This is a genomic window from Ruegeria sp. SCSIO 43209, from assembly GCF_019904295.1.
Taxonomy (GTDB): domain Bacteria; phylum Pseudomonadota; class Alphaproteobacteria; order Rhodobacterales; family Rhodobacteraceae; genus Ruegeria.
The window spans coordinates 3,517,860-3,542,230 of sequence record NZ_CP065359.1 but is presented as its reverse complement, the minus strand read 5'-3'; the positions used below and the strand labels follow the sequence as shown (position 1 = coordinate 3,542,230).

At 57.7% G+C, this 24,371-nt stretch carries 25 protein-coding genes and 1 tRNA gene; 10 read left to right on the top strand and 16 right to left on the bottom strand.

Going from position 1 to position 24,371, the window contains the following annotated elements:
- Positions 1-63 precede the first annotated feature (63 nt).
- The 8 genes from I5192_RS17565 (at position 64) to I5192_RS17530 (ending at position 4,367) form a co-directional block, all read left to right on the top strand.
- A tRNA-Val gene (locus I5192_RS17565) sits at positions 64-138 on the top strand.
- Between the two features lie 92 nt (positions 139-230).
- Positions 231-356 carry a type B 50S ribosomal protein L36 gene (ykgO, locus tag I5192_RS17560; RefSeq protein WP_005648635.1) on the top strand — a complete coding sequence of 42 codons (126 nt, stop codon included), beginning with the start codon at positions 231-233 and terminating at the stop codon, positions 354-356.
- 185 nt (positions 357-541) lie between these two features.
- Complete coding sequence (locus tag I5192_RS17555; RefSeq protein ID WP_170398504.1) at positions 542-928, top strand: hypothetical protein; 387 nt, start codon at positions 542-544, stop codon at positions 926-928.
- Positions 918-1,439: a hypothetical protein gene (locus tag I5192_RS17550; RefSeq protein WP_170514639.1), complete on the top strand. Its 522-nt coding sequence runs from the start codon at positions 918-920 to the stop codon at positions 1,437-1,439. The genes I5192_RS17555 and I5192_RS17550 overlap by 11 nt, the downstream gene beginning before the upstream one ends.
- Positions 1,440-1,459: 20 nt before the next feature.
- Positions 1,460-2,023 (top strand): hypothetical protein, encoded by a 564-nt coding sequence (locus I5192_RS17545; protein ID WP_223117417.1) that lies wholly within the window; start codon positions 1,460-1,462, stop codon positions 2,021-2,023.
- A 141-nt stretch (positions 2,024-2,164) separates the two neighbouring features.
- A complete protein-coding gene (locus I5192_RS17540) occupies positions 2,165-3,181 on the top strand; it encodes a Fe(3+) ABC transporter substrate-binding protein (RefSeq protein WP_170398498.1) in 1,017 nt (338 codons plus the stop codon).
- Positions 3,182-3,297: 116 nt separating this feature from the next.
- Positions 3,298-3,852, top strand: a complete 555-nt coding sequence (locus tag I5192_RS17535; protein WP_170513838.1) for a helix-turn-helix domain-containing protein — start codon at positions 3,298-3,300, stop codon at positions 3,850-3,852.
- Positions 3,849-4,367, top strand: a complete 519-nt coding sequence (locus I5192_RS17530) for a GNAT family N-acetyltransferase (protein ID WP_170425708.1) — start codon at positions 3,849-3,851, stop codon at positions 4,365-4,367. The genes I5192_RS17535 and I5192_RS17530 overlap by 4 nt, the downstream gene beginning before the upstream one ends.
- Before the next feature lie 153 nt (positions 4,368-4,520).
- Here I5192_RS17530 and glp read toward each other — a convergent pair whose 3' ends face one another.
- From glp to I5192_RS17490, 8 genes are all read right to left on the bottom strand, one after another.
- The gene (gene glp, locus I5192_RS17525; RefSeq protein ID WP_223117416.1) at positions 4,521-5,765 is read right to left on the bottom strand and encodes a gephyrin-like molybdotransferase Glp; all 1,245 of its coding nucleotides are present in this window, start codon (positions 5,763-5,765) and stop codon (positions 4,521-4,523) included.
- Complete coding sequence (locus I5192_RS17520; RefSeq protein WP_223117415.1) at positions 5,758-6,243, bottom strand: plastocyanin/azurin family copper-binding protein; 486 nt, start codon at positions 6,241-6,243, stop codon at positions 5,758-5,760. The genes glp and I5192_RS17520 overlap by 8 nt, the downstream gene beginning before the upstream one ends.
- A 14-nt stretch (positions 6,244-6,257) precedes the next feature.
- Positions 6,258-8,456: a HEAT repeat domain-containing protein gene (locus I5192_RS17515; protein ID WP_223117414.1), complete on the bottom strand. Its 2,199-nt coding sequence runs from the start codon at positions 8,454-8,456 to the stop codon at positions 6,258-6,260.
- Positions 8,457-8,606: 150 nt separating this feature from the next.
- On the bottom strand, positions 8,607-11,288 hold the full coding sequence (locus I5192_RS17510) for an arsenate reductase (azurin) large subunit (protein WP_170664170.1): 2,682 nt from the start codon (positions 11,286-11,288) through the stop codon (positions 8,607-8,609).
- A gap of 13 nt (positions 11,289-11,301) precedes the next feature.
- Positions 11,302-11,871 (bottom strand): arsenate reductase (azurin) small subunit, encoded by a 570-nt coding sequence (locus I5192_RS17505; RefSeq protein WP_223117413.1) that lies wholly within the window; start codon positions 11,869-11,871, stop codon positions 11,302-11,304.
- A 5-nt stretch (positions 11,872-11,876) separates the two neighbouring features.
- Positions 11,877-13,064, bottom strand: coding sequence for a cytochrome-c peroxidase (locus I5192_RS17500; RefSeq protein WP_255611992.1), 1,188 nt, complete (start codon positions 13,062-13,064; stop codon positions 11,877-11,879).
- A gap of 11 nt (positions 13,065-13,075) precedes the next feature.
- The gene (locus I5192_RS17495; RefSeq protein ID WP_170425699.1) at positions 13,076-14,179 is read right to left on the bottom strand and encodes a cytochrome-c peroxidase; all 1,104 of its coding nucleotides are present in this window, start codon (positions 14,177-14,179) and stop codon (positions 13,076-13,078) included.
- 162 nt (positions 14,180-14,341) lie between these two features.
- On the bottom strand, positions 14,342-14,596 hold the full coding sequence (locus I5192_RS17490; protein ID WP_170398480.1) for a BolA family transcriptional regulator: 255 nt from the start codon (positions 14,594-14,596) through the stop codon (positions 14,342-14,344).
- Positions 14,597-14,703: 107 nt separating this feature from the next.
- Here I5192_RS17490 and I5192_RS17485 point away from each other — a divergent pair, with 107 nt between their 5' ends.
- On the top strand, positions 14,704-15,327 hold the full coding sequence (locus tag I5192_RS17485) for a DnaJ domain-containing protein (RefSeq protein WP_170398478.1): 624 nt from the start codon (positions 14,704-14,706) through the stop codon (positions 15,325-15,327).
- Positions 15,328-15,360: 33 nt separating this feature from the next.
- Here I5192_RS17485 and dld read toward each other — a convergent pair whose 3' ends face one another.
- The 3 genes from dld to I5192_RS17470 form a co-directional block, all read right to left on the bottom strand.
- Complete coding sequence (gene dld, locus I5192_RS17480) at positions 15,361-17,043, bottom strand: D-lactate dehydrogenase (protein ID WP_223117412.1); 1,683 nt, start codon at positions 17,041-17,043, stop codon at positions 15,361-15,363.
- A gap of 14 nt (positions 17,044-17,057) precedes the next feature.
- Positions 17,058-19,124 (bottom strand): TRAP transporter large permease subunit, encoded by a 2,067-nt coding sequence (locus I5192_RS17475; RefSeq protein ID WP_223117411.1) that lies wholly within the window; start codon positions 19,122-19,124, stop codon positions 17,058-17,060.
- Between the two features lie 128 nt (positions 19,125-19,252).
- Entirely contained in the window at positions 19,253-20,305 is a 1,053-nt protein-coding gene (locus I5192_RS17470; RefSeq protein ID WP_170513809.1) for a TRAP transporter substrate-binding protein, read from the bottom strand.
- A 330-nt stretch (positions 20,306-20,635) separates the two neighbouring features.
- Between I5192_RS17470 and I5192_RS17465 the strand changes: the two genes are divergently transcribed.
- Positions 20,636-21,409 (top strand): FadR/GntR family transcriptional regulator, encoded by a 774-nt coding sequence (locus I5192_RS17465; protein WP_223117410.1) that lies wholly within the window; start codon positions 20,636-20,638, stop codon positions 21,407-21,409.
- 56 nt (positions 21,410-21,465) lie between these two features.
- Here the strand turns inward: I5192_RS17465 and I5192_RS17460 are convergent, their stop codons facing one another.
- The 5 genes from I5192_RS17460 to I5192_RS17440 all read right to left on the bottom strand — a co-directional run bounded on the left by I5192_RS17460 (position 21,466) and on the right by I5192_RS17440 (position 24,294).
- Complete coding sequence (locus tag I5192_RS17460) at positions 21,466-22,227, bottom strand: hypothetical protein (protein WP_223117409.1); 762 nt, start codon at positions 22,225-22,227, stop codon at positions 21,466-21,468.
- Between the two features lie 144 nt (positions 22,228-22,371).
- Positions 22,372-22,965, bottom strand: a complete 594-nt coding sequence (locus I5192_RS17455) for a GNAT family N-acetyltransferase (RefSeq protein WP_223117408.1) — start codon at positions 22,963-22,965, stop codon at positions 22,372-22,374.
- The gene (locus I5192_RS17450; RefSeq protein ID WP_223117407.1) at positions 22,958-23,356 is read right to left on the bottom strand and encodes a ketosteroid isomerase-related protein; all 399 of its coding nucleotides are present in this window, start codon (positions 23,354-23,356) and stop codon (positions 22,958-22,960) included. The genes I5192_RS17455 and I5192_RS17450 overlap by 8 nt, the downstream gene beginning before the upstream one ends.
- Before the next feature lie 2 nt (positions 23,357-23,358).
- Positions 23,359-23,811, bottom strand: a complete 453-nt coding sequence (locus I5192_RS17445; protein WP_170398460.1) for a low molecular weight phosphatase family protein — start codon at positions 23,809-23,811, stop codon at positions 23,359-23,361.
- Positions 23,812-23,814: 3 nt separating this feature from the next.
- A complete protein-coding gene (locus tag I5192_RS17440) occupies positions 23,815-24,294 on the bottom strand; it encodes a UPF0262 family protein (protein WP_170398457.1) in 480 nt (159 codons plus the stop codon).
- Positions 24,295-24,371 lie beyond the last annotated feature (77 nt).

Genomic DNA, 24,371 nt, shown 5'->3' with positions numbered 1-24,371 from the left:
CCGCTACCGGCGCGGGGTTCCGCGCCCCATTTCGTTATGGGGCAGGTCACGCAACGGTTTCATGGGCGGTTAGCTCAGCGGTAGAGCACTTCGTTGACATCGAAGGGGTCACAAGTTCGATCCTTGTACCGCCCACCATGAATTCATTGCTCTGGTCTTTCCGGGGCACCCGATTAACCCAGGCGCTGGCCACGTCTTTGATGAAGGCGCCGCAGATTGGAGACAGACCCATGAAGGTCAAGAACTCGCTCCGCTCGCTCAAGAACCGGCACCGTGATTGCCGGGTTGTGCGTCGCAAAGGCCGCGTCTACGTGATCAACAAGACGCAGCGCAAGTTCAAAGCTCGCCAGGGCTAAGGGCTGCACGAACTTAATTCAAAAACCGCGCTTTCGAGCGCGGTTTTTTTATGCCCTGCTTCTAGCGCCCTTTCGTGTCGGCGGAAGTGCCGGAAATCGCTCCGAAAGTCCGGTTCTGAGATTTAGTATTGTTATGAGACGGTCTCGTGCTACGCTTTCCCTGTTTTTTATGACGGGAGGTCGGGTTGGCCAACGATGATCTGGATACGCTATTAGGAACAACCCTGACCGAGATGGTGGCCGATATAGGCCGAAGCGTGGCCCAAGCCGCCGAACAGCTTAGCCTGGATCAGTTGAACGCGCTGAAGAACTATCCTCAGGAACTGCGCGAGATGGGCATTCCGCCAGTCTTTTACCACATGCAGGATGTCGATGTAGAATTGAAGGTCGTCATGGAGATGACCAGCACCACAGAAGAGGGCAAACGCGGGATCATTGGCGCGTTTCTGTGTGGGCCAAAACTGACGCAGACAGATACGCTCGATGCCAGCAGCGCGTCGACCATGCGGATGCGGTTCGCGCCGGGACCGGTGGATGAAGGTGGTTCTGGTGGAGGGGTCGATGGCGACTAAAAAGGACAAGACCCCCAAAAAACAGCCTATAGATGTGCGCGTCACCGAACTGCCCGAGGCCTTCACCACACTGCTTCAGTCATTGGAAAACCGCCTGACCGCGCTGGAGGCGCGCGAGGTCGTGTTGCTGGAGACGATCCAGGACCTGCAAGACCAGATCGACGATCTGGAAGAAGGAGGCGGTGGCATGCTGATGGGCTCGGGTTCTCCGGTGGTGAACCCAATGGCCGGAGGCCAGAGCGGAATGGAGGTTGAAGACAAAGATACGCAGATCGTGGATGCGCAGGTTTTTTCGCAGGCCCTGGGCGAACAGATCCTTGCAGGATCCGACGGCAGCGACGATTTCACCATCGACAATGTCCAGGTCGAAGCCTTTGTTGGGCTTGGTCGGGATGGCGACAAAGCCCAGTTCGCTACAAACGCGAAGAAACAGGCGGTCAGCCAGAACGCAGCGAAGGTCTCGTTCTCGGTCAAAAGACGGTCCGCAACGAAGATTATTGATAGAGACTGAATTCACAAAGGAGATTGGAAATGAGTATCGGGCAGGAACTGCTAAACGTCCCTTTCGCGGAAATGGTTCAGAAACTGGCGATTTCCGTGGCAGAGTCGCAAACTGAATTGGATAGACATTCGACTGATATCGCCAAATACATGGCGGATCAGAAGATCCAGCTTCCCGACCTATCCAACCCCGATGGTCCCCCAAAGGAATTCAGCCTCGTGTCGATGGGTTTCCTGCCCGCGTTCTATGCGGTGCAAGAGGCCGAGATCGAGGTAAAGATGGCGATCTCGATGACCAAACAGACCGAGAAATCAGGCAGCGCATCGGTCAAAGGTGGCTGGGGACCCGTGGCGGCGCAGGTCAACGCAAGTTATTCCTCGCGCTATGCCTATAATCAGGAAGGCGCAAGCAGGCTGTCAATCAAACTGGCCCCAGCTGATCCGCCGGTCATGCTGCAGAAATACATGGAAGCGGTAACACAGGCGATGCTGACCAAAGAACCGGTGCTCAGCGACGATCCGGACCCCGAGCCGGCACCGTCACCCATCCCACCGCAACCCGAAAGAAAACAAAGTAGGCGGCGTCAATCCTGAAGGGGCCGTCCGGCAAGGTAAGTTCAGCGACGATTTGACCAACTAATTTTGTCGGATTTCCTTGCATCCCACCGAGAATCGTTTAATTGACCAAATCAGTCGGGTTAATTCCCGTCACGATTTTCAATGTTGGGACAAATGATGCTGAAATCCTCTACCTGCTTTGCCGCCACCCTGACGGCCCTGATCGCCACCTCTGCCGCAGCCGAGGGCGAGCTGAACCTGTATTCCTCGCGCCACTACGACACCGACGAACGCCTGTATTCCGACTTCGAAGAGGCCACCGGCATCACCATCAACCGCATCGAAGGCAAAGCCGACGAACTGATCGCACGGATGAAAGCAGAAGGCGCGAATTCGCCCGCTGATGTCCTGCTGACGGTCGACAGCTCGCGCCTGGCCCGTGCCAAGAGCGAAGGCATCCTGCAGCCGGTCGAGAGCGCAATCTTAGAGGAGCGTATTCCGGCAAACCTTCAGGACGAAGACAATCAGTGGTACGGCTTTTCTCAGCGCGCACGGATCATCTTCTTTGACAAGGCTGATGTCGCCAACCCACCCGCAACCTATCTGGATCTGGCAAAACCGGAGTATAAAGGGCAGATCTGCATTCGCTCGTCCGGCAATATCTATAACCAGACACTATTGTCATCGATCATTGCAAATCACGGCGCGGAAGAAGCCAGGAAATGGGCTGAAGGTGTCGCCGCCAACATGGCACGCGAACCTCAGGGCGGTGACACAGACCAGCTGCGCGGCATCGTGTCAGGCGAGTGCGAGATTGCGGTTGCCAACACATACTATATGGCCCGCGCTATGCGCAAAGACGTCAAGGGTCTAAGCGCGGATATCGAGATGATCGGCGTGCAATTCCCGGCACAGGATGCCGAAGGTGCACATATGAACCTGTCGGGTGCGGGTGTTGCAGCAAACGCGCCGAACAAAGAAAACGCGATTAAGTTCCTTGAGTATCTCGCAAGCGATCAGGCCCAGGTCTACTTCTCGAACGGAAACGATGAATACCCCGCTGTCGAAGGCGTCGCGCTGGCTGAGAACGTGGCCGCTCTGGGGGAATTCAAAGCGGATGAGGTGAACCTCTCAGAGGCCGCTAAAAACATCCCCGAGGCACAGAAAATCTATAACGAAGTTGGCTGGAAGTAATCCAGTCCGATACCCGAGCAGCAAAAGGGCGCAGATTTCTGCGCCCTTTTTCTATTGTGTTTGAAGTAAAGCAAGGCAATAATCCCATATTCGTAACTGATTCCCATATGTGAGCCATGCTCGACACACTATCAAACCGCCTCGCTAAGCGTCTGAACGAGCTGCGCCAGGGTCATGGCTGGTCGCTTGAGCAGCTGGCAGACCAAAGTGGGATCAGCCGGGCGACACTATCGCGAATGGAAAACGGTGATGTCAGCCCTACCGCTGAAACGCTTGGCCGTTTATGCGCGGCATACGGCCTGCCCATGTCACGCCTGCTGATGATGGTCGAAGACAGTTTCGATCCCAAAGTACCTTTCGAGAAGCAGCCTGAATGGCATGACCCCGAAAGCGGGTTTACACGCCGTTCGGTTTCACCACCGGCGACTGGCCTCAGTGGAGAAGTAATGGAAGGTCATTTGCCCCCAGGTACTGTCATCACCTACGATACTCCGCCCAAGCCGGGACAGGAGCACCACCTGATCCTACTTGATGGAGGGCTAACGTTGACAGTGGACGGGATTGCCCATGCGCTCAGCGGCGGCGACTGCCTTCGCTATCACCTGTCGGGGCCAACGCAGTTCGAAACCGGACCCAAACGCGGTGCGCGCTATCTGTTGGTGCTGATATGATTACGCGATTGCCACAGGAATATTTCGACGAAGCGCTTGAGGATCTGACCGATATCCTGCACCGCTGTGTCCATACCGGTGCTAGTATCGGGTTCATCCTTCCTTTTTCGCGGGACGATGCCCGCGCCTATTGGCGGGACAGGGTGCAGCCCGAACTCCGCGCGGAGACACTCGATCTGTTTGTCGCATATGGTGACGGACGCATTCTGGGCACGGTGCAACTGATCCCCGCCGCAATGCCAAACCAGCCGCATCGCGCGGATGTGGCAAAGCTGCTGGTTCATCCGCAGGCTCGCCGTCGCGGTTTGGGTCGGTCGCTGATGGAGGCACTGCATGAGCGAGCTCGGGAATTGAAACGCACGATGCTGGTGCTGGACACCCGTAGCAGCGATCCTTCACGCTTGCTGTATCAGTCGATGGGTTTTCAGATTGCCGGAGAAATTCCGAACTATTGCCGAAACCCGTTTGAGGATCGGCTGGAGCCGACCACTTACATGTTCAAGGACGTCACCTAGCTGCCCGTCGCGCGCGCATTCGCGACAGAGCATTCGGCGATCCCCGAAGGTCCCGACATAGGTCGGCACCAAAGGCCTACAGCCGCGCGCCATCGACAGCAAAGGGCGCTCGTTGACTAAAGAATTTGATACCGCAAGCGCATCGGGATCCTACTAGAACCGAAGGAACTCCAGAACTGTCCCGGCTGGTAACACCTCAGTTTCCGCCGGAATGATCGCCAACCCATTGGCTTGCGCCAGAAGGGCAACGCGCCCGCTGTAAGACTCGGCCATCAGGCGCAATCGCGGTGCGCCATTCGGTGTACATCCGTCGATGCTTACCGGGCGGTACTCACGCCGCCCCGCGCGGCGTTGAAGAGGTTCTGCCAAAACCGCCTGCTCGGGGGTGCGTTCGTTCCGATGCAGACCGGCACGGCGTTCCATCATCCGCGCACCAATGATCTGCCACGTCACAAAGGCCGAAACCGGATTTCCCGGCAGGCCCACATAAAGCGCATCACCCCGACAACCGAACATGATCGGCTTGCCGGGTTTCATCGCCACTTTCATCACCTCGGTTTCGCCACCGATTTCACTGAACAGGCGCGGCATGTGGTCTTCGTCCCCGACCGAAACACCGCCCGTGGTGATGATCAGGTCCGAGCTATTACAGGCCTCCCTCAAGACCTGCTTCAGCAGCACCGGATCATCTTCGACCGGGCCTCGGTCGGCTAGTTCGATCCAGGGTTTATCCAGCAAAGCCAACAGCATGTAGCGGTTCGAGTTGTAGATCTGTCCGGGGCCAAGCGCTTCACCCGGCTGGCGCAGCTCGCTGCCGGTCGAAAAGATCGTGACCTTGAGCTTGCGAAAAACCTTCACCTCGCCATAACCAGCCGAGGCCAACGCGGCAGCCTCGCGCGCGGAAATTTCACACCCGCGCCGCAGGATCGGGGCACCAGCTTTCAAATCCTCGCCCGCGCGACGGATATGCTGACCGGATTTTGGACGGCGGTTGAACCGGATGCGATCGGACTGAAACTCACAGTCTTCCTGCATTAATACCGCATCGAACTCGGACGGCACCGGCGCTCCTGTGAATATACGCAAGGCACTGCCATCTGGCGCATCGTGTGCGCCGCTATCGCCGGCGGCTATGCGACCGCCAACTAGCAGTTCGAACACAGGCCCCTCGCCCAGATCGGCGCTGCGAACGGCATAGCCGTCCATAGCCGAGTTATCGAAGGCGGGCATGTCTACCTTGCTAGAGCAATCCTCGGCCAATATCCGGCCAATAGCCTGCACCAGCGGTAGTGTTTCGGTATCCGTGATGGGGTTGGCCACGGACAAACCGCGCCTTAGGGCGTCATCTACGGTCAGGTACATATGAGCATGGTGGTCGCAGGCACATCCATCAGCCATTTTGGGCCTCCACATACGCAAAGAGCTCTTCGAAACCGACCCGCTCGGCCTCTCCAAGTTTAGGTAGATAGGCCTTGGCTTCTTCGAGATTCGAGCTTGGATCACCAACTACCAGCAGCATGACCATTCCGTGACGCCCATGAACGCGGCAACGGATGCCGTAGACTCCCTCTTTCTCGAAAGTCAGATCCAGTTCGGGTTTGCCCCGAATCTCGAAGACGCGCGCGCCCACGGGTATCATTCGAGGAATGGCAGTGACCGTGTGCCGCCCGGTCGAGCCTTTGAAACGCACAGTCGCCCCAGCGGGAACCTGCAGGAATTTGGGTTCGAACCGAAATGCATGCGCCGGAGTGTCGGCGTTCAGGTCGATGACCTGATGAACTACGGCAACCTCGGGGATCTCCTCGGCCAGTGCGACACTACCAAAAGCCATTGCCCCCGTTAGAATCGCCGCGCCTAGTTTCAGCGAAATCGCCATCTATCCCTCCGGTTTCAGACCGCCCGGTAGGGGTCTCCCAACAGGTCGGCCAAAGCGCTGATCAACACCGGCCACTGGGCGCGGCGGTTCTCGTCGCGCAATCCGGCCAACAATTCGCGCCCAATGGACACCAAGGCAGGGGTGCTGTCATTGACATAGGTCACGATCCGTTGCTCAGGATTGGCCAGAAGGAAGGGTACGATGGCCGCACCTGCCTGATCCGGGGCCGTTTCAGACAAAAGCCGCATCGCCGCCTGCCGTACCGGGGCCGAGACATCGTCCAGCAAGCTGCGCGCCACATCGGCCGTCCCGTCCCAGCGGGTCAAAATCTGCATGGCGTCGATACGAAAGGCAGTATCTCCGGTTTTCAGCATAGCCCGCAATTTGCCCCGCAGCGCATCCTGCGGTGGCAGGTCAGCCTGTTGCAGCAGGTTCAGCGCCTGCAGGGACAGATTGGCATCGGTATGCGAAAGCCCCTGTGTGATCAGCTCGATCAAATGCGACTGCTTCAGTTCGGACCCATTGCGCGCGACCGACAAGCCCAGTGCCGCCAGCGCCTGCGCAGCGATCTCGGTCTCGGGGTCCTGCGCGATCTGCGCCAGCATGATCTGCATACCTGTGACGTCGCCCAGCAGGCGGATGGCCGAAATGCGGGTCTCACGCTCCAAGGCTTCGGCATTGTCATCCAACGCCACGCGGCGGCGTTTGGGATGGCGGGTGGCCTTGACCAACAATGCCTGCTCGCGTGGCGTCAGGGGGTGCAGGGCATCATCCTCGGCCTCTTTCTTCATCTCTGCCGCGATAGCGTCATGGCCAAGGATTGCGCCGAGGCTGGAGGTAGGGCCGTTTTCACCACCGTCGGATACATCCAGCCCTGCCTCTTCAAGCGCGGCGATGTCGGTTTGCGGGGCCTCTTCCTCGTGCGCGTCTTCGACCACGCTCATCGGGGCGAGCGCGAAGGACAGCAGCAATTCGCGGCCCTGCTGCTGGTTCACATGCGGGCGGTCGGTGTCAGTAACAATCATCGCCAGCGAGGCCACGGCCTTCAGCCGCACCGACCGGAAGGGCGCGCGGCAGGCTCGTTGCAGCCATTCTGCCGCCTCACGCAGGGGCGAGGTCGCCAGCGCGTCGACGATGGCCCATTGGATACGCTCGGCCTTGAGGTCGTCCGCCTCGACCGAGAACAGCGCGTTCAGCCGATCTGCCACCAGTTGCGGGGCCAACGCCGCCAGCAGGCCCAGCGCCTGCGCCGAGACCTCAGGCTGTTGTCCGGTTGCCAGGAAATCCAGCACCTGCCAGCGCAGGTCGTCTTGATCAACGATAGGCTGGCTGCGGTCCAGCCGGTCGATCAGCGCCAGTTGCACCTTGGCGCCGGGGTCGCGCATCATGCGGTCCAGCAGTTCGGGTTCCGAGAAGCCCGAGAGGTTCAGCGCCGCGATACGAATATCCTCGATTGCGTCGGTCAGCGCCTGTTCGACCAATGCGGGGTCGCTTGGCATCAGCGCCTCATAGGCGATCAGACGCACGGCCCCGTCCTTGTCGGTGACAGCCTTGCGCAAAATGGCTTCGGCCTCGGGTCCTCCGATGGTGGCCAGCGTGCGCAGAGCGCGGTGACGCAGACGGCGGTTCGAGGATTGAGCGAACACACCCAAGGTCGGCACGGACGGCGTACCGATCTGGCCCAGCGCTTCGCAGGCCACATCCCCCAGTTCTTGCCCGTCTTCGTCCATCAGGGCCATGACAATGGGTTCAATCGCAGCCGCATCGCCCATGCGACCTAACGCTTTGATCGCCGCGATCTGAGTATCCAGCCAGTCGTCCCATTCATCCTGATGCAGCTCGTCCTCGTCCCACGTGATATCCTCGCCGCGACCAGTGACAAGCGTGCGCAGGTAAGGCGCCGCGTCTTCGGATTTCAACTCGGCCAGAGCGGTGACGCAGGCCAGTTTCACCTCACCGCAGGGATCATGGATCAAGTTTTCCAGCAGTTGCGGCGCGGCCTCCGTTACGCCCAGCGCGCCCAGCGCTTGGGCTGCGTCTTGCCGGACGTCTTCGTCATCATCCAACAGCGCCTCGATCAAGGCCGGGCTGTTACTGGCCCCAATGGCGGCCAGGGCCTGAATGGCGCGCAGGCGGATCACGTCATAATCAGATTTTGCGTAGTCGGAGAACAGGCTGGTGGCCTCGTCACGCAGGGCGGTATCGGAATGCATGTTCATATCAGGTCTGCCATGTTTTGCGTTGGGACGGGTTGGGTGAATGTGGAAGACAGGTTTCCCAACCGAAGCCTGCCTTCCAGGTGGTCCCTTCTGCAGTGGGACCGGACCCGAGGGGCGGCATGGCGTCCGCCCCCCGGAAAAGCGTCAGGCGATATCGCGCGGCGCGAAGGACATCGTGCGGAACGAGGTCTTGTAGGGGCTCGGCCCCAGCTTGCGGACCTTGGCAACGCCCATCTTGTAGTTGTAGTTGCCGCTGATCCAGTCGACGATCCGGCCCTCAAGCGCGTTGGCGGGCTGCTGCATGTGCAGGAAGTCCATGTAAACGACGCTTTTCTTTATGGCGGGCGTAACCATGGCCACGGCGGTGATCGCCGCTTTGGTCAGTTCGATATGCCCGTTCTCCATCAGTTTCGAGAACTGGAAGTCGTCGCCTTCCACACCCAGCAAAGTGTGCTTGTTGCCCGGAACACGTTCCGAGTAAACCATCACGTAATCACCGTTTTCGATGCCACGCTCGGCCGCATCGTCGGGGTGAATCTCGACCCAGTTTTCCGGCCAGCGCTGCACGATATAGGGGCGGCGGCGGTCGTCGAAACCAGACTGCCAGCGTTCGTTGATCCGACCGGATGTGGCCCACAACTCGCCTTCGTCCTTGTTGGGTTTCAGCCATTCCCAGTAATCCGAGAACAGGCCCCACGGCGATTTCTGGATGTTGCACTTGCCGGTCTGGCTGTTGAAGTGCGTCAGCTTCTTGTTGAATACATCCGCACCAGCCGCACCGGTATCGGGCAGCGTGCGGGTTGTGTCATGCAGACGCTTGGTTTCAATCAGCGTGACACCGTCGGCATCCAGCATGACCGGGCATTGCACACCATCGGTGCCGAATTCTCGGACCTTCTGGTGCAGACCCTTGCCCTCTTTCTTTGCCAGACGGAAGACCGCGTGGAAGTCCTTGCGCGACCCGCGCGTAAAGCGCACGGCCTCTTCGGCGACCTCGTTCGAGTTCTGCCAGTCGAACCCGTCAAAGCCCATCCGCTGTGCCAGTTGCGCAATGATCCACCAGTCGGGCTTGGCCGCACCGGGCGCATCATAGAACTTCTGGTACAGGCGCAGGCGGCGTTCGCCGTTGGCGCGCAGAAAGTCCTCTTCGCCCCAGGTCGCTGCAGGGAACACGATGTCGGCATAGCGGTTGCCGATCGGATCCTGCAGATAGATGTCCTGGTTGATGACCACCATGCCACCGCTGTCGGCGCGGGCCTTCAGCGTGTCGATCATTTCTTGCTTGTCGAAAGACGCAATCTGATGCGGGTTGCGGACGGTCAGTTCCTCGAACTTGTCAGCTAACTGTTGTGAACCACACATCGCCTGAATCCATGTGGTGCCGATCACATGGGCCATACGGGTATGACCTGCGATCAGATACCGGTCCGTATCCATGGCGCGGCGACGGCGACCCGGCAGTTTCTCGGGCGACTTGTTGCGCGGGTACTTCCCGCCCTTCACGCCGCCCCGCTGGTGACCACCGGCCCGGCCAATCACCTGACCCGGACGACCTCCACAGCCACAGATGATGCCCAGAGCGGAGATCGCCTGTGTGTTGCCGGTGTTGTTCGACCAGTAGAACCCTTTCTCGATCATGACCGAGGTTTTGGGCCGGGTGCCATCCGCCTTGGGTTTGGCCAGCCATTCGGCGGCAGTATAGATTTTCTGCACGTCGATTTCGGCCATAGCAGCAGCGGTTTCAGGCGCGAATTCGTCCTGCGACAGCAGCCACTCTTTCCAATCCTCGAAGCCTTTGGTCTGGAATTTGCCCCAGGTCGTACGCCACTGCCATGGCGTGTTCCTTGTGCCCTGACCGAAGCCGGACGAGCTTTCCCACTTGTTGTTGACCCATTTCTTGATCCAGTCGCTGTCTTCCCAGCCATTTTCCACGATGACCCGGGCGATGGCGTTGACGACCAGCAGGTCGGTGCCGGGCAGAACGTCGATATGCAGGCCACCCATCTTTTCAGCATGGGCAACACCGGCAGACCGGCGCGGGATCAGATAGATCTCTTTCTGGCCGTTCTGCATCCCCTTCATCATCCACTGGGTATAGAGGATAGTCTTGGTCTCATACGGGTCGGTGCCGCAGACCAGAAGGGTTTCCGCATCGCGCCAGTCTTCATAAGACGGACCGAAATTGTCGAAACCCGCATCCCGGAAACCGGGGGTCGAGGTCACGTCGGACGGCGTGTCGTGGAAGGTGAAGTTCGCGGTGTTGATGTGGCGCAGCGCGTATTTCGAGATCGCATAGGTGTTCTCGATATACTGATAGCTGAAGGTTTTCACGCCATAGGCATTGGTGCCGTGTTTGGCGATGACGTGGTTGCCCACCTCAGCCGCAACATCCAGCGCCAGATCCCACGGAACCGGCATCAGCGTGCCATAGATTCGCATCAGCGGCGTCTTCAGACGGTCGCGAGTGGGCGTCTGCGGGTTGTAGCATTTCTGCGCGATACACCCGCCCCGCAAAGAGCTGTCGCCGTCGGTGTTGACGTATTGCGTGTCCTTGTCGGGGATGATCACAACGTGGTGCGGCTGACCTTTGTGCAGGACGATATTGTGTTGGTTCGGCGCGACCCAGGCACCCAGCGGTGCAACAGGGAAATCCTCGCCAAACGCGTTTTCGTCCGCGGTGGGGCCGCCGGGTTTGGCCGTCACGGGCCAGCGATAGACTTTGTAACCACAAGCCACGATGCAGTAGTCGCAGGCGGTCGAGATGACCTCGGCCCCTTTGGGCGGCAGCGGGACGTTGGTTTCGGGTACGTAATACGGGGTTGCCATGATTCCGCTTCCCTTATGCAATCAGGTTGTCGTAACGGCCGTAGATCAGGCCGAACATGCCAACGGCGTAGATGTCATCGCCGTCCAGCTCCAAAAGGACCTGCGGCAGCGACTGATAGGCCTGCCCCGAGACGAGGATGCCGTGCCGTGTCACGTCATAGGTGGACAGGTGCAACGGGCACGGGCCCAGCACCTTATGTTCAGACTTGTAGCTGTCATACATCGACCCGCCCTGATGGGTGCAGGTGAGGTTGAAGGCCACAACATCCTTTTGCGGACCAATGCCGCCGCCGCTTTCCACGCCGGTTTTCACAAGGATCGAGTCCGAATAGTCGCCCTCGTCCGGGTAGTAGAACTCGACCGGCACATCCTGTTCCAGTTCGGACAGTTTGCCGATCAGCTTGCGCGGATAGGTCGATACCAATGCGGGCACCTGTTCCGCCTGGCCATGGCGGGTGGGCATGGTCACCATCACGGCAAAGGTGGTGGCACCCGAGGCGAACAGGAACTGGCGGCGGTTCACGGTGCAGGCCTTTTTGGCCTCGCCCGAACAGCTGCATCCGGTTGCGTTATGATCTTTCATGACGCTTACTCCTCTGCTGCAACCGCAGGAAGCGGCTGGTAGTCCGGCAGTTCGGGTTCCTCGATCAGGATTTCCTCGCCGGACAGGGATTTCAGGAAGGCCACCAGATCCGCCTTTTCCTGATCATTCAGGCCAAGGGGTTGGATCAGCGGGGATTTGTTTTCAGCGAACTCATTCTCGCCGCCGCCCTGGTTGTAGTACTCGACCACATCCTCAAGCGTCTCCAACATGCCATTGTGCATGTAGGGTTCGGTATAGAGGGTGTAGCGCAGGCTGGGCGTGCGGAACTTGCCCTTGTCGGCCTTTTCCTTGGTGCGGAAATAGAAGCCGGGGTCGTCCTTGGTGTGGCGATACATCTCTTCGGTCGAGCCTTTGGCATATAGCTCATACCGGAAGGTGACCTGCGCCAGACCATCGTCCTGCCAACCATCATAGGCGGGTACGCCGGTGTTGTAGTATTTCTCATCCGACAGCAGCGCGCCGTTGTGGCATTCGGAACATTGCGCCTTGCCGGTGAACAGTTCCAGCCCGCGTTTCTGCTCGTCGGTCAGCGCCGCATCATCCCCGCGCAGATAGTTGTCGAAGGGCGTGTCGGTCTGAACGATGGTCCGTTCAAACGCTGCGATGGCGCGCCATGCGTTGCTGATGCGCGGCCATTGATCGCCGAAGACATCGTTGAAGCGTTCGACATATTCGGGGACGAAGGCCAGGCGCGCCTCCATCATGTCGGCCTCGCCGTTGCCGGCGACCGCACCGCCTGCGGCGGATTTGGCCTGGCTCTCAAGGCTCTTGGACGAGCCCGCCCAGAACAGCTTGCCGTAATAAGCCGAGTTCACAACCGTCTGGCTGTTGCGCCAGTGGGTCGTGCCGGGATAGCCGAACGAGATTGGTGCTTCGACGTCCCAGCCCACATCCGGCATGTGACAGGCCGAACAGGGGGTCGACGGGTTGCCGCCCAGACGCGGATCGAAGAACAGCATCTTGCCCAGTTCGATCTTGGCCTCGGTCTGGGGGTTGTCCAGCGGTATGGGCGGCTCACCCAGTGCCACCAATGGCGCATCGGGGTCGGGGTCTGCCCCGCCGATACCGGCCTCAATCTCCATGCTGGTTTCTGCAAAGGCTTGCGAACCAAGGGCGGCAACCAGAGCAGCGGTGGCGATTGTACCTGAAAGGTAAGACTTAAGGTCTTTCATGGGTCCACTCCTCAGTTTGTCGCGTCTTGCCAGTTTTCGATCGGCGCATAGTCCGTATCGATGTCCTCGGCGACGAAGTCGGGGCCGGTCAGCGGCTCACCAGACAGCGCCTTAAGGAAGGCCACCAGCTGTGCTTGTTCGGTCTCGTTGAGGCCAAGCGGCTTGATGCGCGGATCCTTGTTTTCATCTTCGCCACCACCGGCGTTGTAGAAGGCCACCACATCCTCGAGCGTCGCAATCGAGCCGTTATGCATATATGGCGCGGTATAGGTCAGCTCACGCAGCGTGGGGGTCATGAACGTGCCGAATGTATCGGCGGTGTGAGTGCGGATATACGCACCGGGGTCGGCGCGCAGGTTCATGTAATTCTCGACGCCGAGGAACTTCATCATGGTCACAAAGGTGATGTGACGTTCCGGGGTCGCCCAGATATCGGGGTTGTCGCCCACGCCGATATTGTGCGGCAGATCATCCGTGAACCGCTCGCCCGAGTGGCAGGAATTGCAGCCGCTGGCATTGAACAGCTCATAGCCCGCCTTGGCGTCTTCCGACATCTCGCCGGTATCGAACGGCGCGCCGCGCGAAATCAACGTTTTCAGATATTCCGGGATGGCGTTACGGACCCCGCCGTTCGACGGCTCGCCAAATCCGGCGGCTTCGAACATCTCGACATAAACCGGATCTTGCTTGATGCGTTCCTGCATCAAACGCATATCCATGTTCATCGAGTATGTCTCGGTGATGCTTTCGCGGGTCGCGTCGTTGAGGTTGGTGCCAATGCGCCCGTCATGGAACCACGCGGCGCGCTTGGCGCTGTTAATCAACGTCGGCACGTTGCGGAAATGCAGGCTGCCGGCATAGGCATCCGATAGGGCCTGCCCGTCGGTAAAGCCGTTTTCCGGCTGGTGGCAGCTGGCGCAAGACAGTTCGGTGTCGCCAGACAGGCGCGGGTCAAAAAACAAACGTTTGCCAAGTGCCGCCTTGGCTTGGTCGAACTCAATGGCTTCTACCGGACCCGGCTGTTCCGCCTGGGCATGGTGAACCGGGAACGCAACACCAACCGACAGCAATGAAACTGTCGACAGTGCCGAGAACCACGTTCTGGCTTTGGTCATCATTTAAAAAGCCCTCATTATCCGCAAATCTGATCGCTCCGGTTAACCGGAGATCGACGAGGCGAATATTAGAGGTTCATATATCGCGATGCCTTGATCGAGATTAAATCCGCAGAGAATTGGCGACGTAATCGTCGCTTATCTGAACCAAGGCCGCGACTGTCAGACGTCGATATCCAGAGCAAGCGCATGGATACGGGGGACTATATCCCCCAATGCCGTATGTACTGCGCGATGGCGGGCAACGCGGGATTGCCCCTCGAAAGCCGCCGAACGAATAAGGACGTTGAAATGACTCTCACCGCCCTCCTGATATCCAGCGTGACCACGATGGCTCTCGCTGTCGTCAACCACCTCCAGCTCACGCGGGTTAAATGCTGCCTGCAATCGTTCACGGATTTCGTCGGTCACGCTCATTTTTATGCTCAACGGCAAATAAATTGCCGTCCCCCTCTTCTACTTTCGGCTGCTTAGATTAAACTGCTGCCTCCGAGTCGAAAAGATGCCTTCGTGAGGTTGTGCAGATGGTAAAGTCAGATCCCTTCGGATTCGATATGTCCGTGTCGAGCGCTAAGAAAAAGAAGCCGCGCGGCCGTCGGGGTATGTCAGGTGCGTCCGAAACTTCGGTGCGAATCTGTGATCATGAGGGCTGTGAAGAACCCGGTAAGTTTCGCGCGCCCAAAGCTCCGGACGTGCTGGATGATTTTTTCTGGTTCTGCCAGCAACATGTGCGCGAATATAACCAGAAATGGAATTTCTTCGACGGCACCACCGAGGCCGAACTAAACGCGCAGCGTTCGAAGGACAAAGTGTGGGAGCGTGAGACCAAACCGATGGGCGACCCTGAGGCCCGTGCCTGGGCACGTCTGGGGATCGAGGACCCGCATCAGGTTCTAGGCGAAAACGCCACCAAAAATCCCGGCCGCGCCAATTCCGGCGGTCGACGCCTGCCACCGACCGAGCGCCGCGCGATTGAGATCCTCGAAGCGCAAGATAGCTGGTCGAAGGCAGAGATTCGCAAAGCCTACAAGAAGCTGATCAAGGTGCTGCACCCGGATATGAACGGTGGTGACCGATCTCAGGAAGAGCAGTTGCAAGAGGTCGTCTGGGCCTGGGATCAAATCAAGGACAGCCGCAGCTTCAAGTAGTATCCAACGGATACGGGTCAGCAGCGTTCCGTCTCACGAATAGTGCTTGTTGCGGGACATCTTTCCGATTCCCGGGTTCATACTGTTCGTGGGATCGATCGACTTGTAGAAAGCTGCCAGATCGGGTTTGGCTGCATAGAGATGGCCAACATTATGTTCCGCCGGGTATTCAGCGCCGCGTTTGTCCAGCAACTTTAGCATTGCGGCCTTCAACGCGTTCGGGTCTGCGCCTTTCTTGACGATGTAATCCTGATGCAGAACATGACACATGAAGTGGCCATAGTAGAGCTTGCCGACCAGTTGATCCGCGATCTCAGCTGGCAAGTCTTCGAACCAGTCGACGTCATTGCGGCGCAGCGCGATATCAAGGGCGATGATATCTTCCACTTCGGCTGCATGAACCTTCATATAACGAATGGCTGCACCTGCGGCAGCAAAACGATGTAGCCCAGCGATCTTTGCCTCACGCAGGTCGCATTCAAAGAAATCCAGCTTGTCTTCGGCAGTCATGTCATTAAGTAGATCGCGCGCTTCATCGATACCGCCATCGCGCATTTTGAGTATGAGGTGATGCGGATACCGATCCCGATAGGCCCGCATCCGGCGCGGCAGGATATCGGGCCAAAGTCGCATCGCGAACTGCATGAATCGATCGGTAAAATTGCCGAGAACCGGTATGCCTTCCAAACGCGCGTCCACCGCGCCCTTCAGCGCAAAGAAAGTGGGCAAACGATCGGTGCCCAACTTGTCAATCATCACCATGGTGTCTTTGCCATAGCGGTCAGAGATATCGAATACCTCCTCATGCATGTATTCAGCGCTGACCGGCAGGGTTTTGAAGTCGGACAGGATGCGACGGCGCAATTCCGTGAATGCCTCGGTGTCATGCGCCCCGACGTAGAAAGTACGTTCTGCTTCGTTCTTGGCATATGTATCCAGCCGAACCGCAAAAACCGCCAGTTTACCCGCGCAGCCCGCTGCTTCGTATAGACGCGACTCATCAGCGTTAAAGCGTGCTGGCGTTTCAGCATCTACATTACGCACCCGACGGGCGTAATCGGTGTCAGAGGCTTTGCGATTGTCGGTCTCTATATCAGTTGCTGAGAAATCACCGTTCTGCAGTCGGGTCAGGATTTCTTCGGGTGTATCACCCAACTGCATGCCCAGATGATTGACCAACTCAAGCTCGCCGTCCTGAGTGATCCGCGCGTACAGTGACAGCTCGGTATAGGAGGGGCCGCGCTCGACCAGCGAACCGCCCGAGTTGTTGCACACCCCGCCAACGACTGAGGCACCGATGCACGAAGATCCGATCACCGAATGCGGCTGGCGGCCAATCGGGTCCAGCAGCTTTTCCAGCGCAAACAGTGTGCTGCCCGGAAAGCTGATGACCTGCTTGCCATCATTGATCAGATGCAGATCGTCCATCCGCCGCGTGTTGATCAACACTACATCACGATCGTAGCTACCCTTGGGCGTAGACCCTTCGGTCAGGCCGGTATTGGCGGCTTGCATGATGACAATTTTGTCAGCGGCAACACAGGCCTGCAGCACCTGCCATTGTTCCAGCAGCGTAGCGGGCTGAACCACCGCGAGCGCGTCCCCTTCACCCGATCTGAACCCCCGGCGAAAGCGGCGGGTGCTGCGCGACGAAGTCAAAACGCGCCGCCGCCCACAAATGGCCTGAAGACGCTTGATCAGATCGGCATCGTTCATCCCGCTACCCTCCGTTAATACGCGACCGAGGGCAACCACGTGGCCAGTTGCGGCCACAAGAAGACAAAGAACAGGCCGGTCAGCTGCAGGATCACGAATGGGATAATCCCTTTGTAGATGTCAGTCAGCTTGATCTCGGGCGGGCAGACCCCTTTCAGATAGAAAAGCGCAAATCCAACCGGAGGTGTCAGGAAAGAGGTCTGCAACGTCACCGCCACAAGGATTACGAACCACACCAGCGCAGGTTCATCGATGACACCGAAGCCGTCGATATCCAGGCCCAGCCCGTTCACGATGGGGCGCATCAAGGGCAGAACGATGAGCGTGATCTCGATCCAGTCCAGCACGAAGCCCAGCAGGAAGACGATGAACAGGATCATGAAGACGGTGCCATTTGGACCGAGCCCGGTACCGTGGATCATATCTTCGATCAAGGCATCTCCGCCCAGTTCCCGCAGGACGTATGAGAACACGGTAGCGCCTAAGAAGATTGCGAAGATATAGGCAGTAGTGTTGAACGTGGCTTTCAGCACATTCACCAGCTTGGCCAGCGTCAGCTTGCGATACCCCAGCGCCAGCAGTGTGGCACCCAGCGCACCTACGCCCGAAGCTTCGGTCGGTGTGGTCAGGCCCGCAAAGATCGAACCCAGCACTGCAAGGATCAGAGCCAGCGTCGGCAGCACTGCAATCAGCACGTCCTTAACCGCGTTCCAGTCGGGGCGCTTAGCACCCTCGGGCACTGGGGCCACGTCGCGTTTGATCAGGGCGATGACGAAGATATAGGTCAAGTACAGCGCGCCAATGATCACACCGGGGAACACTGCAGCCATAAATAGGTCGCCGACCGATAGCGCCATCTGGTCCGCCATGATGACAAGCATGATCGACGGCGGGATGAGGATGCCCAGCGTGCCTGAAGCGCTGACCACACCGGCGGCCAATGAGGGGCTGTATTTCTGCTCCATCATCGACGGTAGCGAAAGCACACCCAACAGAACCACAGACGCCCCAATGATCCCGGTCGAGGCGGCCAGAATGATGCCGATCATCGTTACCGTGATCGCCAGCCCGCCGCGCACTGTGCCGAACAGGCGCTGCATCGAGGACATCAAACGCTCGGCCACACCGGATTCGTCCAGCATCAGGCCCATGAAGATGAACATTGGCAGCGCCACCAGAACCGCATTTGACATGGTGGCATAGACCCGGTTCACCACAGCGCCCAGCGTCAGATAGTCCAGACCGGTCAGCGTTTCCTCAAGCCCGGTCCAGTTCATCATGCCATTGTCGAACAGATAGGCCAGACCGCAATAGGCAACGCCAACCCCGGCCAGCGTCCACGCCACCGGGAACCCGGTGAACAGCAACGCGATGAAGGTCAGGAACATGGCGATGACCAGTTTTTCCTCGGTTGTTTCAACGAGGAAGGTCAGCGCTGTTGCGACCACAGCAAAGCCCAGAAGGGCCCAGATGATCAGGCGCAGACCCTTGCCCTGACGCTCTCCATCCAAATTCATGAATAGCGCGTGCACGTCGTGGATCAGCCGCGCCGCTGCAGCCAATGCCAGCAATACAAAACTGGCCGGGATCACACCTTTCAAGGCCCAACGCGCGGGCAGGCCGGTGGGGCTGTCCGAGGATTCGTTAACCCTCCAGCTTTCGTAGAAATAGTCATAGCCCTGATCGATCATCAGATAGATGAACGGCACGAGCAGGGTGAAAATTCCGATGATCTCGATGATCCGGCGCGCGCGCTGGCTGAGCTGCATGTGCAGCAAGTCCACCCGCACATGACTGTCAGTAACCAAGGCATACGAGATACCGACCATCGTCACCAGACCATAGAAATGCCACTGAATCTCATCCAGCTTGGGATAGTTCTGGTTCAGTAGATAGCGCATCGCCACCTGTGAAACGATGGCCCCAACCAGCAACAGGTTGGCCCACATGACCACATGACCTACCGCTTTGACGCCGTTGTCGATCGCTACTGCCAGCTTTTGACGGTCGGGCTCACCATGCTCAAGGATACTTTCATAGACTTCAATCGGGTCGTCCTGATGACGCTGTGTCTCGGCCATGGTCTCCTCCTCAAGAGTTTGGCAGTGGGGACGTGAATGCGCCCGGGTCGTTGGGGAAAATACAGAAAATCAGAAGGGTCCGAGGGCGGCGGAAGGAAGCCGCCCCCGGATAATCGCAAGTGGCAAATTTACTTGCGGGGGAGGAATGCGTTCTCTTTCCAGACCGCATAACCGTCACGGAATTCGTTCATGTCGGCCAGAACCTTGGCAAAGAATTCGTCGTTGGCGGCCTGTTCTGCGGCAACCTCTTCCCAGGTCGCGCGGAAGGTTGACAGCATCTCGTCGTTCCACTGCTTGATCTGAACACCATTGTTTTCAACGTTGTCCAGCAGCGCAGCGTGTTGGATCGCCTCACCTTCGGCAAAGCTGTCAGCCATCGAAGCCTTACAGGCATTTTCGATGATCGCTTTGTGCTGATCGCTGGCTTCGTTCCAGACGTCCTTGTTGATCATCAGTTCAAACACTGTCGCTTGCTGGTGCCAGCCGGGGAAATAGTTGTACTTGACCAACTTGTGGAAACCGAGGCGTGCGTCGATGGCAGGCATCGAGAATTCGGTCGCGTCGATCGCGCCTTTTTCCAGTGCCGGGAAGATTTCACCTCCGGGCAGGAGCGAGGTGGCCACACCCAGCTTCTGCATCACTTCGCCACCCAAACCGAAAAAGCGCATCTTCAGGCCGTTCAGGTCCTCGGGGCTGTTGATCTCATTCGCGAACCAGCCCGAGGTTTCGGGAGCGATAATGGCGCAGGGAATGACATGGACGTTGAAGCCTGCCTGATCATACATCTCCTGATACAGGTTCATGCCGTTGCCATAGTACAGCCACGCCATGTATTCGCCCGCCTCAGGGCCAAACGGAACGGCCGAGAACAACGGTGCAGCCGGGATCTTACCCGCCCAGTAGCCGGCAGTGGTATAGCCCGAATTGATCTTGCCTGAAGACACCGCATCCAGAATTTCAAACGGCGGGACCAGCTTGCCCGGTTCGTAAACCTTCATCTTCAGCGTGCCGCCGGACATCAGGTCCAGCTGTTCGGCCACGCGCGGGATCGGCGAGCCGAGGCCCGGTAGAGCGGTTGAAAACGCGATTGGGGTTTTTAGCAGCATCTTATCCGCCGCGTGGGCAACCGGGGCTGCCAGCAGCGAGGCCGCAACGGCAAGCGATGTCAGGGTGGTCTTCATGGGTTCTCCTCCAAGGTAAAGATCAGCCGGTGGTCTGGCTGTCACTCTCGCCGCGAGCACGGCTTAAGTGGTAAATATTGTTTACCTTGTTATTCAGTCAACAATTTTATTTACCAATTTGGCTACGCCGCGGTGGTGTGGCTCATAACCAAGATTGACCTTTCATAACCCAAAATTTTCGAATAATTTTGCGACACTCAATAAAAACAAACGCTTATACGTGCAGCGAGCATCCGTATTTTTGGGTAGTTTTTCTTGCAATGTCGAAAGCTAGTGGTAAATATTATAAACAACTTCGACGATCTTTAATCTAACTACCGGACAGGAATTATGAGCACGAACAGCCTCTTTGATCCCGTTGGTCACGAATCAATTGCCGATGCTGTCGTTGCACAAATCGAGACAATGATTGTTGATGGAATCCTGAAAGAGGGTCGCAAAATCCCGTCTGAACGGGAGCTTGCGGAAGCCCTAGGCGTTTCACGCCCCAAGCTGCGCGAAGCACTCCAAATCCTCGAAAATCGCGGCTTGGTGACCGTGCGACATGGCGAGGGCACCTTTATCGCCCCACTGACCGGTCGTGCCATGTCGCCCGCCCTTCTGTCTCTCTATGCCCGGCACGGCAGTGCTTTCTACGATTATCTTGAATACCGGCGCGAGCAAGAGGCCTTTGCCAGCCGCCTCGCCGCACAGCGCGCCACACAGTCCGACAAGGAACGGATCGCAGAAATCATCGATGAAATGCAGCGAGCCTGGGAGAATGACGATCAGGATGCCAGTGAAGAGGCTGATTTTCGACTGCACGCCGCCGTTGTCGATGCGAGCCAAAACACGACCCTTATCCACATGATGGCATCCATCTATGACCTCACGCGCCAAGGCGTGTTCTACAACCGCCGCTTCCTGCGCTCGATGGACGGCACGGGTGAAGCACTGCTTGAGCAGCACAAGGCAATCGCGCAGGCCATCATCGACGGCGACCCGGACCGCGCAGAAACCGCCGCACGCACGCATATGGATTTCGTCGAGGATTCATTTCGCGTAGGACAAGAACAACAAGCTCGCGAGATCCGCGCAGCAAAACGGCGGCAGTTTTCGGATTGAGGTCAAAAACAGAGGCGTATTTTTTTGTTCTACGGAAAAGTCTCCCGCACGACGTACTAAGTCTTGGCTTTGCCTTTCTCGACCGGTTCTCGCCTCAGGCACTTTTCCAAGTCTACTTCCAATGCACTGAGGTTTATGTCTCCAGCTCGCAGAGCGTCCACCTCATTGGCTCCTTGCCTCGTCAAACCAAGGTTTTTGAGCAACGTGTTCCAGTCCGGTACGTCCCGCTTCAATCCCGCGCGCAGCAAAACCTCAATTTTTCGAATGTACCAAAGGGTCAGAGAAGACACACGAATGTCAGGTGGAGTGTCCACAGGCACATGGGCGGCAATCGCAGTACTTGCGCATGCCATTGACTCGGATGCCACGTAGAAAGCCTGCGCCGCGCTATTAGGGTTTACGTATTTAACGCCTTCATTGATCAAAGCTCCACCGGCCAAGACCAAGGCCAGGTCTTTCCCTGAGATCGAGGCCGCACTTCCAAGCGCGGCACCGCCTGCTACAGTGATCAGTGCCGCCGCTGTCAGGTCCCGATTGCGCGCTGCTTCGTCGCCCAGCCTTTTGTAGGCATCTGATAGTTGCAGCGCATAATACGACGTACGAATAGGACCGCGTTCAAGCAACAGGCTTGTGGACTGAAATGTTTTTGGTGCCGTTTCAAACGCACCCCCGATCCCAACAGCGTGCTCGATAACGTCTCCCGATGTATTCGACAGCACGGTTTGCTCGGCATTAAAGGCCCTGTTCTCATAGGCACAACCGGTGATCAAAGTCACCGGCACCAAGGCCGGAATCAGGCGATTGAAAACGGACTTCATCAAATTTCCCCATGAAAACGCGCAATTGAATAAGTGAAACTATACAATCACAGGGTGTTTCAGGCAAATTCGGCCGCACATGTCATCGCCAACTCACAATGCCACAACCCGTTTCAAATACCCGGCGCGACGCGCATGGATGGCTTATAAATCCCGAATCCAGAATTGAAGCGGCTTTTGGGTTTCGCAATCGTCGCCTCGATCCTTCCACGAGAATTGCGCCACGACGCCAGGAAGCGGCGCATAACCCCGCGCGCGCCAGAAGGCATCCAACGGGCGGTAATGATCTGGTCGCATGGGGTGGTCGTCAGGGCGTACTACACTGCAGAAGGCGCTTTTGGTGAATCCCATCGCATGGGCGTGGGCTTCGCGCAGATCAAAGAACGTATGGCCTGCGCCCTGTCCGCGATACTCCGGCAGCAGAACCGATTCTGCGCAATAGAAGATGTCGCCCAGCGACAGGTCCGAGCCTTCGAACGCGGCCGCGAAATCGTCGGCGTGATCCGTCAAAGGTGCACCCGTCGAAGCACCCACCAAAGTATCATCGTCGAACGCTCCGACAACGATGGCCCTGGCGCTATCGACGTAAGACTGCAGGTATTTCCGCTCATACTTCAGATCGCCATCATAGAGATATGGCCAGGCGTGAAATACGTCGATCCGCAGGCGCGCGACTTCATCCAACGCGTCGACCAATGTCGTTCCGGTCATTGCGCGGACCTGCGAAATCTCAGCCATTCGAGACCTGTTTGGTCCAGTCCGCAAGGTTGTAGAACGTGGTCACGCGGGTGATCTTGCCGTCGTTAAGGTCAAAAAACGAACCCGCAGGCAAGCGGTAAGTCTGACCATACGCTTCTGGCAGACCTTCATCAGTTTCCAGATAGGTTCCGTTGACGATGAACTCAGCCGCAGCACGGGTACCGCCTTCGGCTTCAAAGATCACGATATCCGTCAGGTTCTCGCGGTAACAGTGGTTCATATGCGCGCAGAAGGCGGCAAATTTCTCTTTGCCGACGCGAATCTGACCTTCGTTGACATGATGGGCCACGTCATCCGACAGGCAGGCCAGCATGCCATCCACGTCACCGGCATTGAAGGCATCAAAATAAGTTTGCACGGTCGGGTTCATGTTCACTCCGTCGGTTCACCCCAGCGGTCTTTCAGATGCGCGATGATCTGATCTCGGGTTTGTCGATAATGACGTAGCTTGTCCTCGCGGGTTTCACCTAGTCCGGTAGGGTCCATAATTGGCCAATAATCGACATCGAGGTGAAAAAAACGCGTCAGTTCCAGCGCTTTTCGCTGGCTGGCGGGTGACAGGGCCACGATCAGGTCAAATGAACTGAGGTCATCGCCCCATTGCTCCATTTCGTCAAAAGAACGCGAGCGGTGACGGGACAGCTCAACGCCAATCTCCTGACAGGCTGCGATGCAGAACCCATCGATCTCAAGATCGTTATGCACACCGGCGGATTGCACATAGGTGCCGGTGCCGTAAAACTTCTTCATGATGCCTTCGGCCATGGGTGACCGAACCGAATTGTGGTCGCAACAGAACAGAATGGACTGCGGCAGAGGCGTCACCCGTTAGCCTCCAAAATGAAGGACGCAGATGAGCGTAAAGAGGCGGCGGGCAGTATCAGTATCAACCTCAGCTTTGCCTTCCAGCCTTTCCTGTAACACGCGGCTGCCTTCGTTGTGGATGCCGCGCCGAGCCATATCAATCGTTTCGATCTGGCTGGGCGGCAGTGTTTTCACCGCATCGAAATAGCTCTCGCAGATCTGAAAATAGTCTTTTACGACCTGCCGGAATGGACCAAGCGACAGATGAAACTCAGCCGCCTTCTCGCTGGCTTCGGTGGCGATATCGAAAACCAGTCGTTTATCACGGATTGATAGCTGCACATGGTAGGGCCCGTCGGGGATCATCCGATCGTCGCGCGCTGGCAGCGTGAACGAGTTATCTTCAAGCAAATCATATATGGCGACCTTCCGCTCCTGCTCGATCTCCGGTGTCGGCGGGGGCAGATTTCGGTCGTCCAGTTCGATATGCGAAATACGGGTCATCTTAACGGTCACAATCCTTGCGTCTGCACAGACCTATAACAACGATTTTCATTGAGCAACGTACAGAAGCGCCATGC

Bases quoted from the DNA above. Each gene is read 5' to 3' on its own strand.
- I5192_RS17545 (WP_223117417.1), top strand. From the start codon at position 1,460: ATGAGTATCGGGCAGGAACTGCTAAACGTCCCTTTCGCGGAAATGGTT.
- I5192_RS17450 (WP_223117407.1), bottom strand. From the start codon at position 23,356: ATGAACCCGACCGTGCAAACTTATTTTGATGCCTTCAATGCCGGTGAC.
- I5192_RS17465 (WP_223117410.1), top strand. From the start codon at position 20,636: ATGAGCACGAACAGCCTCTTTGATCCCGTTGGTCACGAATCAATTGCC.
- I5192_RS17515 (WP_223117414.1), bottom strand. From the start codon at position 8,456: ATGCATTCCGATACCGCCCTGCGTGACGAGGCCACCAGCCTGTTCTCC.
- I5192_RS17440 (WP_170398457.1), bottom strand. From the start codon at position 24,294: ATGACCCGTATTTCGCATATCGAACTGGACGACCGAAATCTGCCCCCG.
- I5192_RS17490 (WP_170398480.1), bottom strand. From the start codon at position 14,596: ATGAGCGTGACCGACGAAATCCGTGAACGATTGCAGGCAGCATTTAAC.
- I5192_RS17510 (WP_170664170.1), bottom strand. From the start codon at position 11,288: ATGGCAACCCCGTATTACGTACCCGAAACCAACGTCCCGCTGCCGCCC.
- I5192_RS17500 (WP_255611992.1), bottom strand. From the start codon at position 13,064: ATGAAAGACCTTAAGTCTTACCTTTCAGGTACAATCGCCACCGCTGCT.
- I5192_RS17540 (WP_170398498.1), top strand. From the start codon at position 2,165: ATGCTGAAATCCTCTACCTGCTTTGCCGCCACCCTGACGGCCCTGATC.
- I5192_RS17455 (WP_223117408.1), bottom strand. From the start codon at position 22,965: ATGGCTGAGATTTCGCAGGTCCGCGCAATGACCGGAACGACATTGGTC.
- I5192_RS17460 (WP_223117409.1), bottom strand. From the start codon at position 22,227: ATGAAGTCCGTTTTCAATCGCCTGATTCCGGCCTTGGTGCCGGTGACT.
- I5192_RS17475 (WP_223117411.1), bottom strand. From the start codon at position 19,124: ATGGCCGAGACACAGCGTCATCAGGACGACCCGATTGAAGTCTATGAA.
- I5192_RS17535 (WP_170513838.1), top strand. From the start codon at position 3,298: ATGCTCGACACACTATCAAACCGCCTCGCTAAGCGTCTGAACGAGCTG.
- I5192_RS17550 (WP_170514639.1), top strand. From the start codon at position 918: ATGGCGACTAAAAAGGACAAGACCCCCAAAAAACAGCCTATAGATGTG.
- dld (WP_223117412.1), bottom strand. From the start codon at position 17,043: ATGAACGATGCCGATCTGATCAAGCGTCTTCAGGCCATTTGTGGGCGG.
- I5192_RS17520 (WP_223117415.1), bottom strand. From the start codon at position 6,243: ATGGCGATTTCGCTGAAACTAGGCGCGGCGATTCTAACGGGGGCAATG.
- I5192_RS17470 (WP_170513809.1), bottom strand. From the start codon at position 20,305: ATGAAGACCACCCTGACATCGCTTGCCGTTGCGGCCTCGCTGCTGGCA.
- I5192_RS17530 (WP_170425708.1), top strand. From the start codon at position 3,849: ATGATTACGCGATTGCCACAGGAATATTTCGACGAAGCGCTTGAGGAT.
- glp (WP_223117416.1), bottom strand. From the start codon at position 5,765: ATGGCTGATGGATGTGCCTGCGACCACCATGCTCATATGTACCTGACC.
- I5192_RS17485 (WP_170398478.1), top strand. From the start codon at position 14,704: ATGGTAAAGTCAGATCCCTTCGGATTCGATATGTCCGTGTCGAGCGCT.
- I5192_RS17505 (WP_223117413.1), bottom strand. From the start codon at position 11,871: ATGAAAGATCATAACGCAACCGGATGCAGCTGTTCGGGCGAGGCCAAA.
- I5192_RS17495 (WP_170425699.1), bottom strand. From the start codon at position 14,179: ATGACCAAAGCCAGAACGTGGTTCTCGGCACTGTCGACAGTTTCATTG.
- ykgO (WP_005648635.1), top strand. From the start codon at position 231: ATGAAGGTCAAGAACTCGCTCCGCTCGCTCAAGAACCGGCACCGTGAT.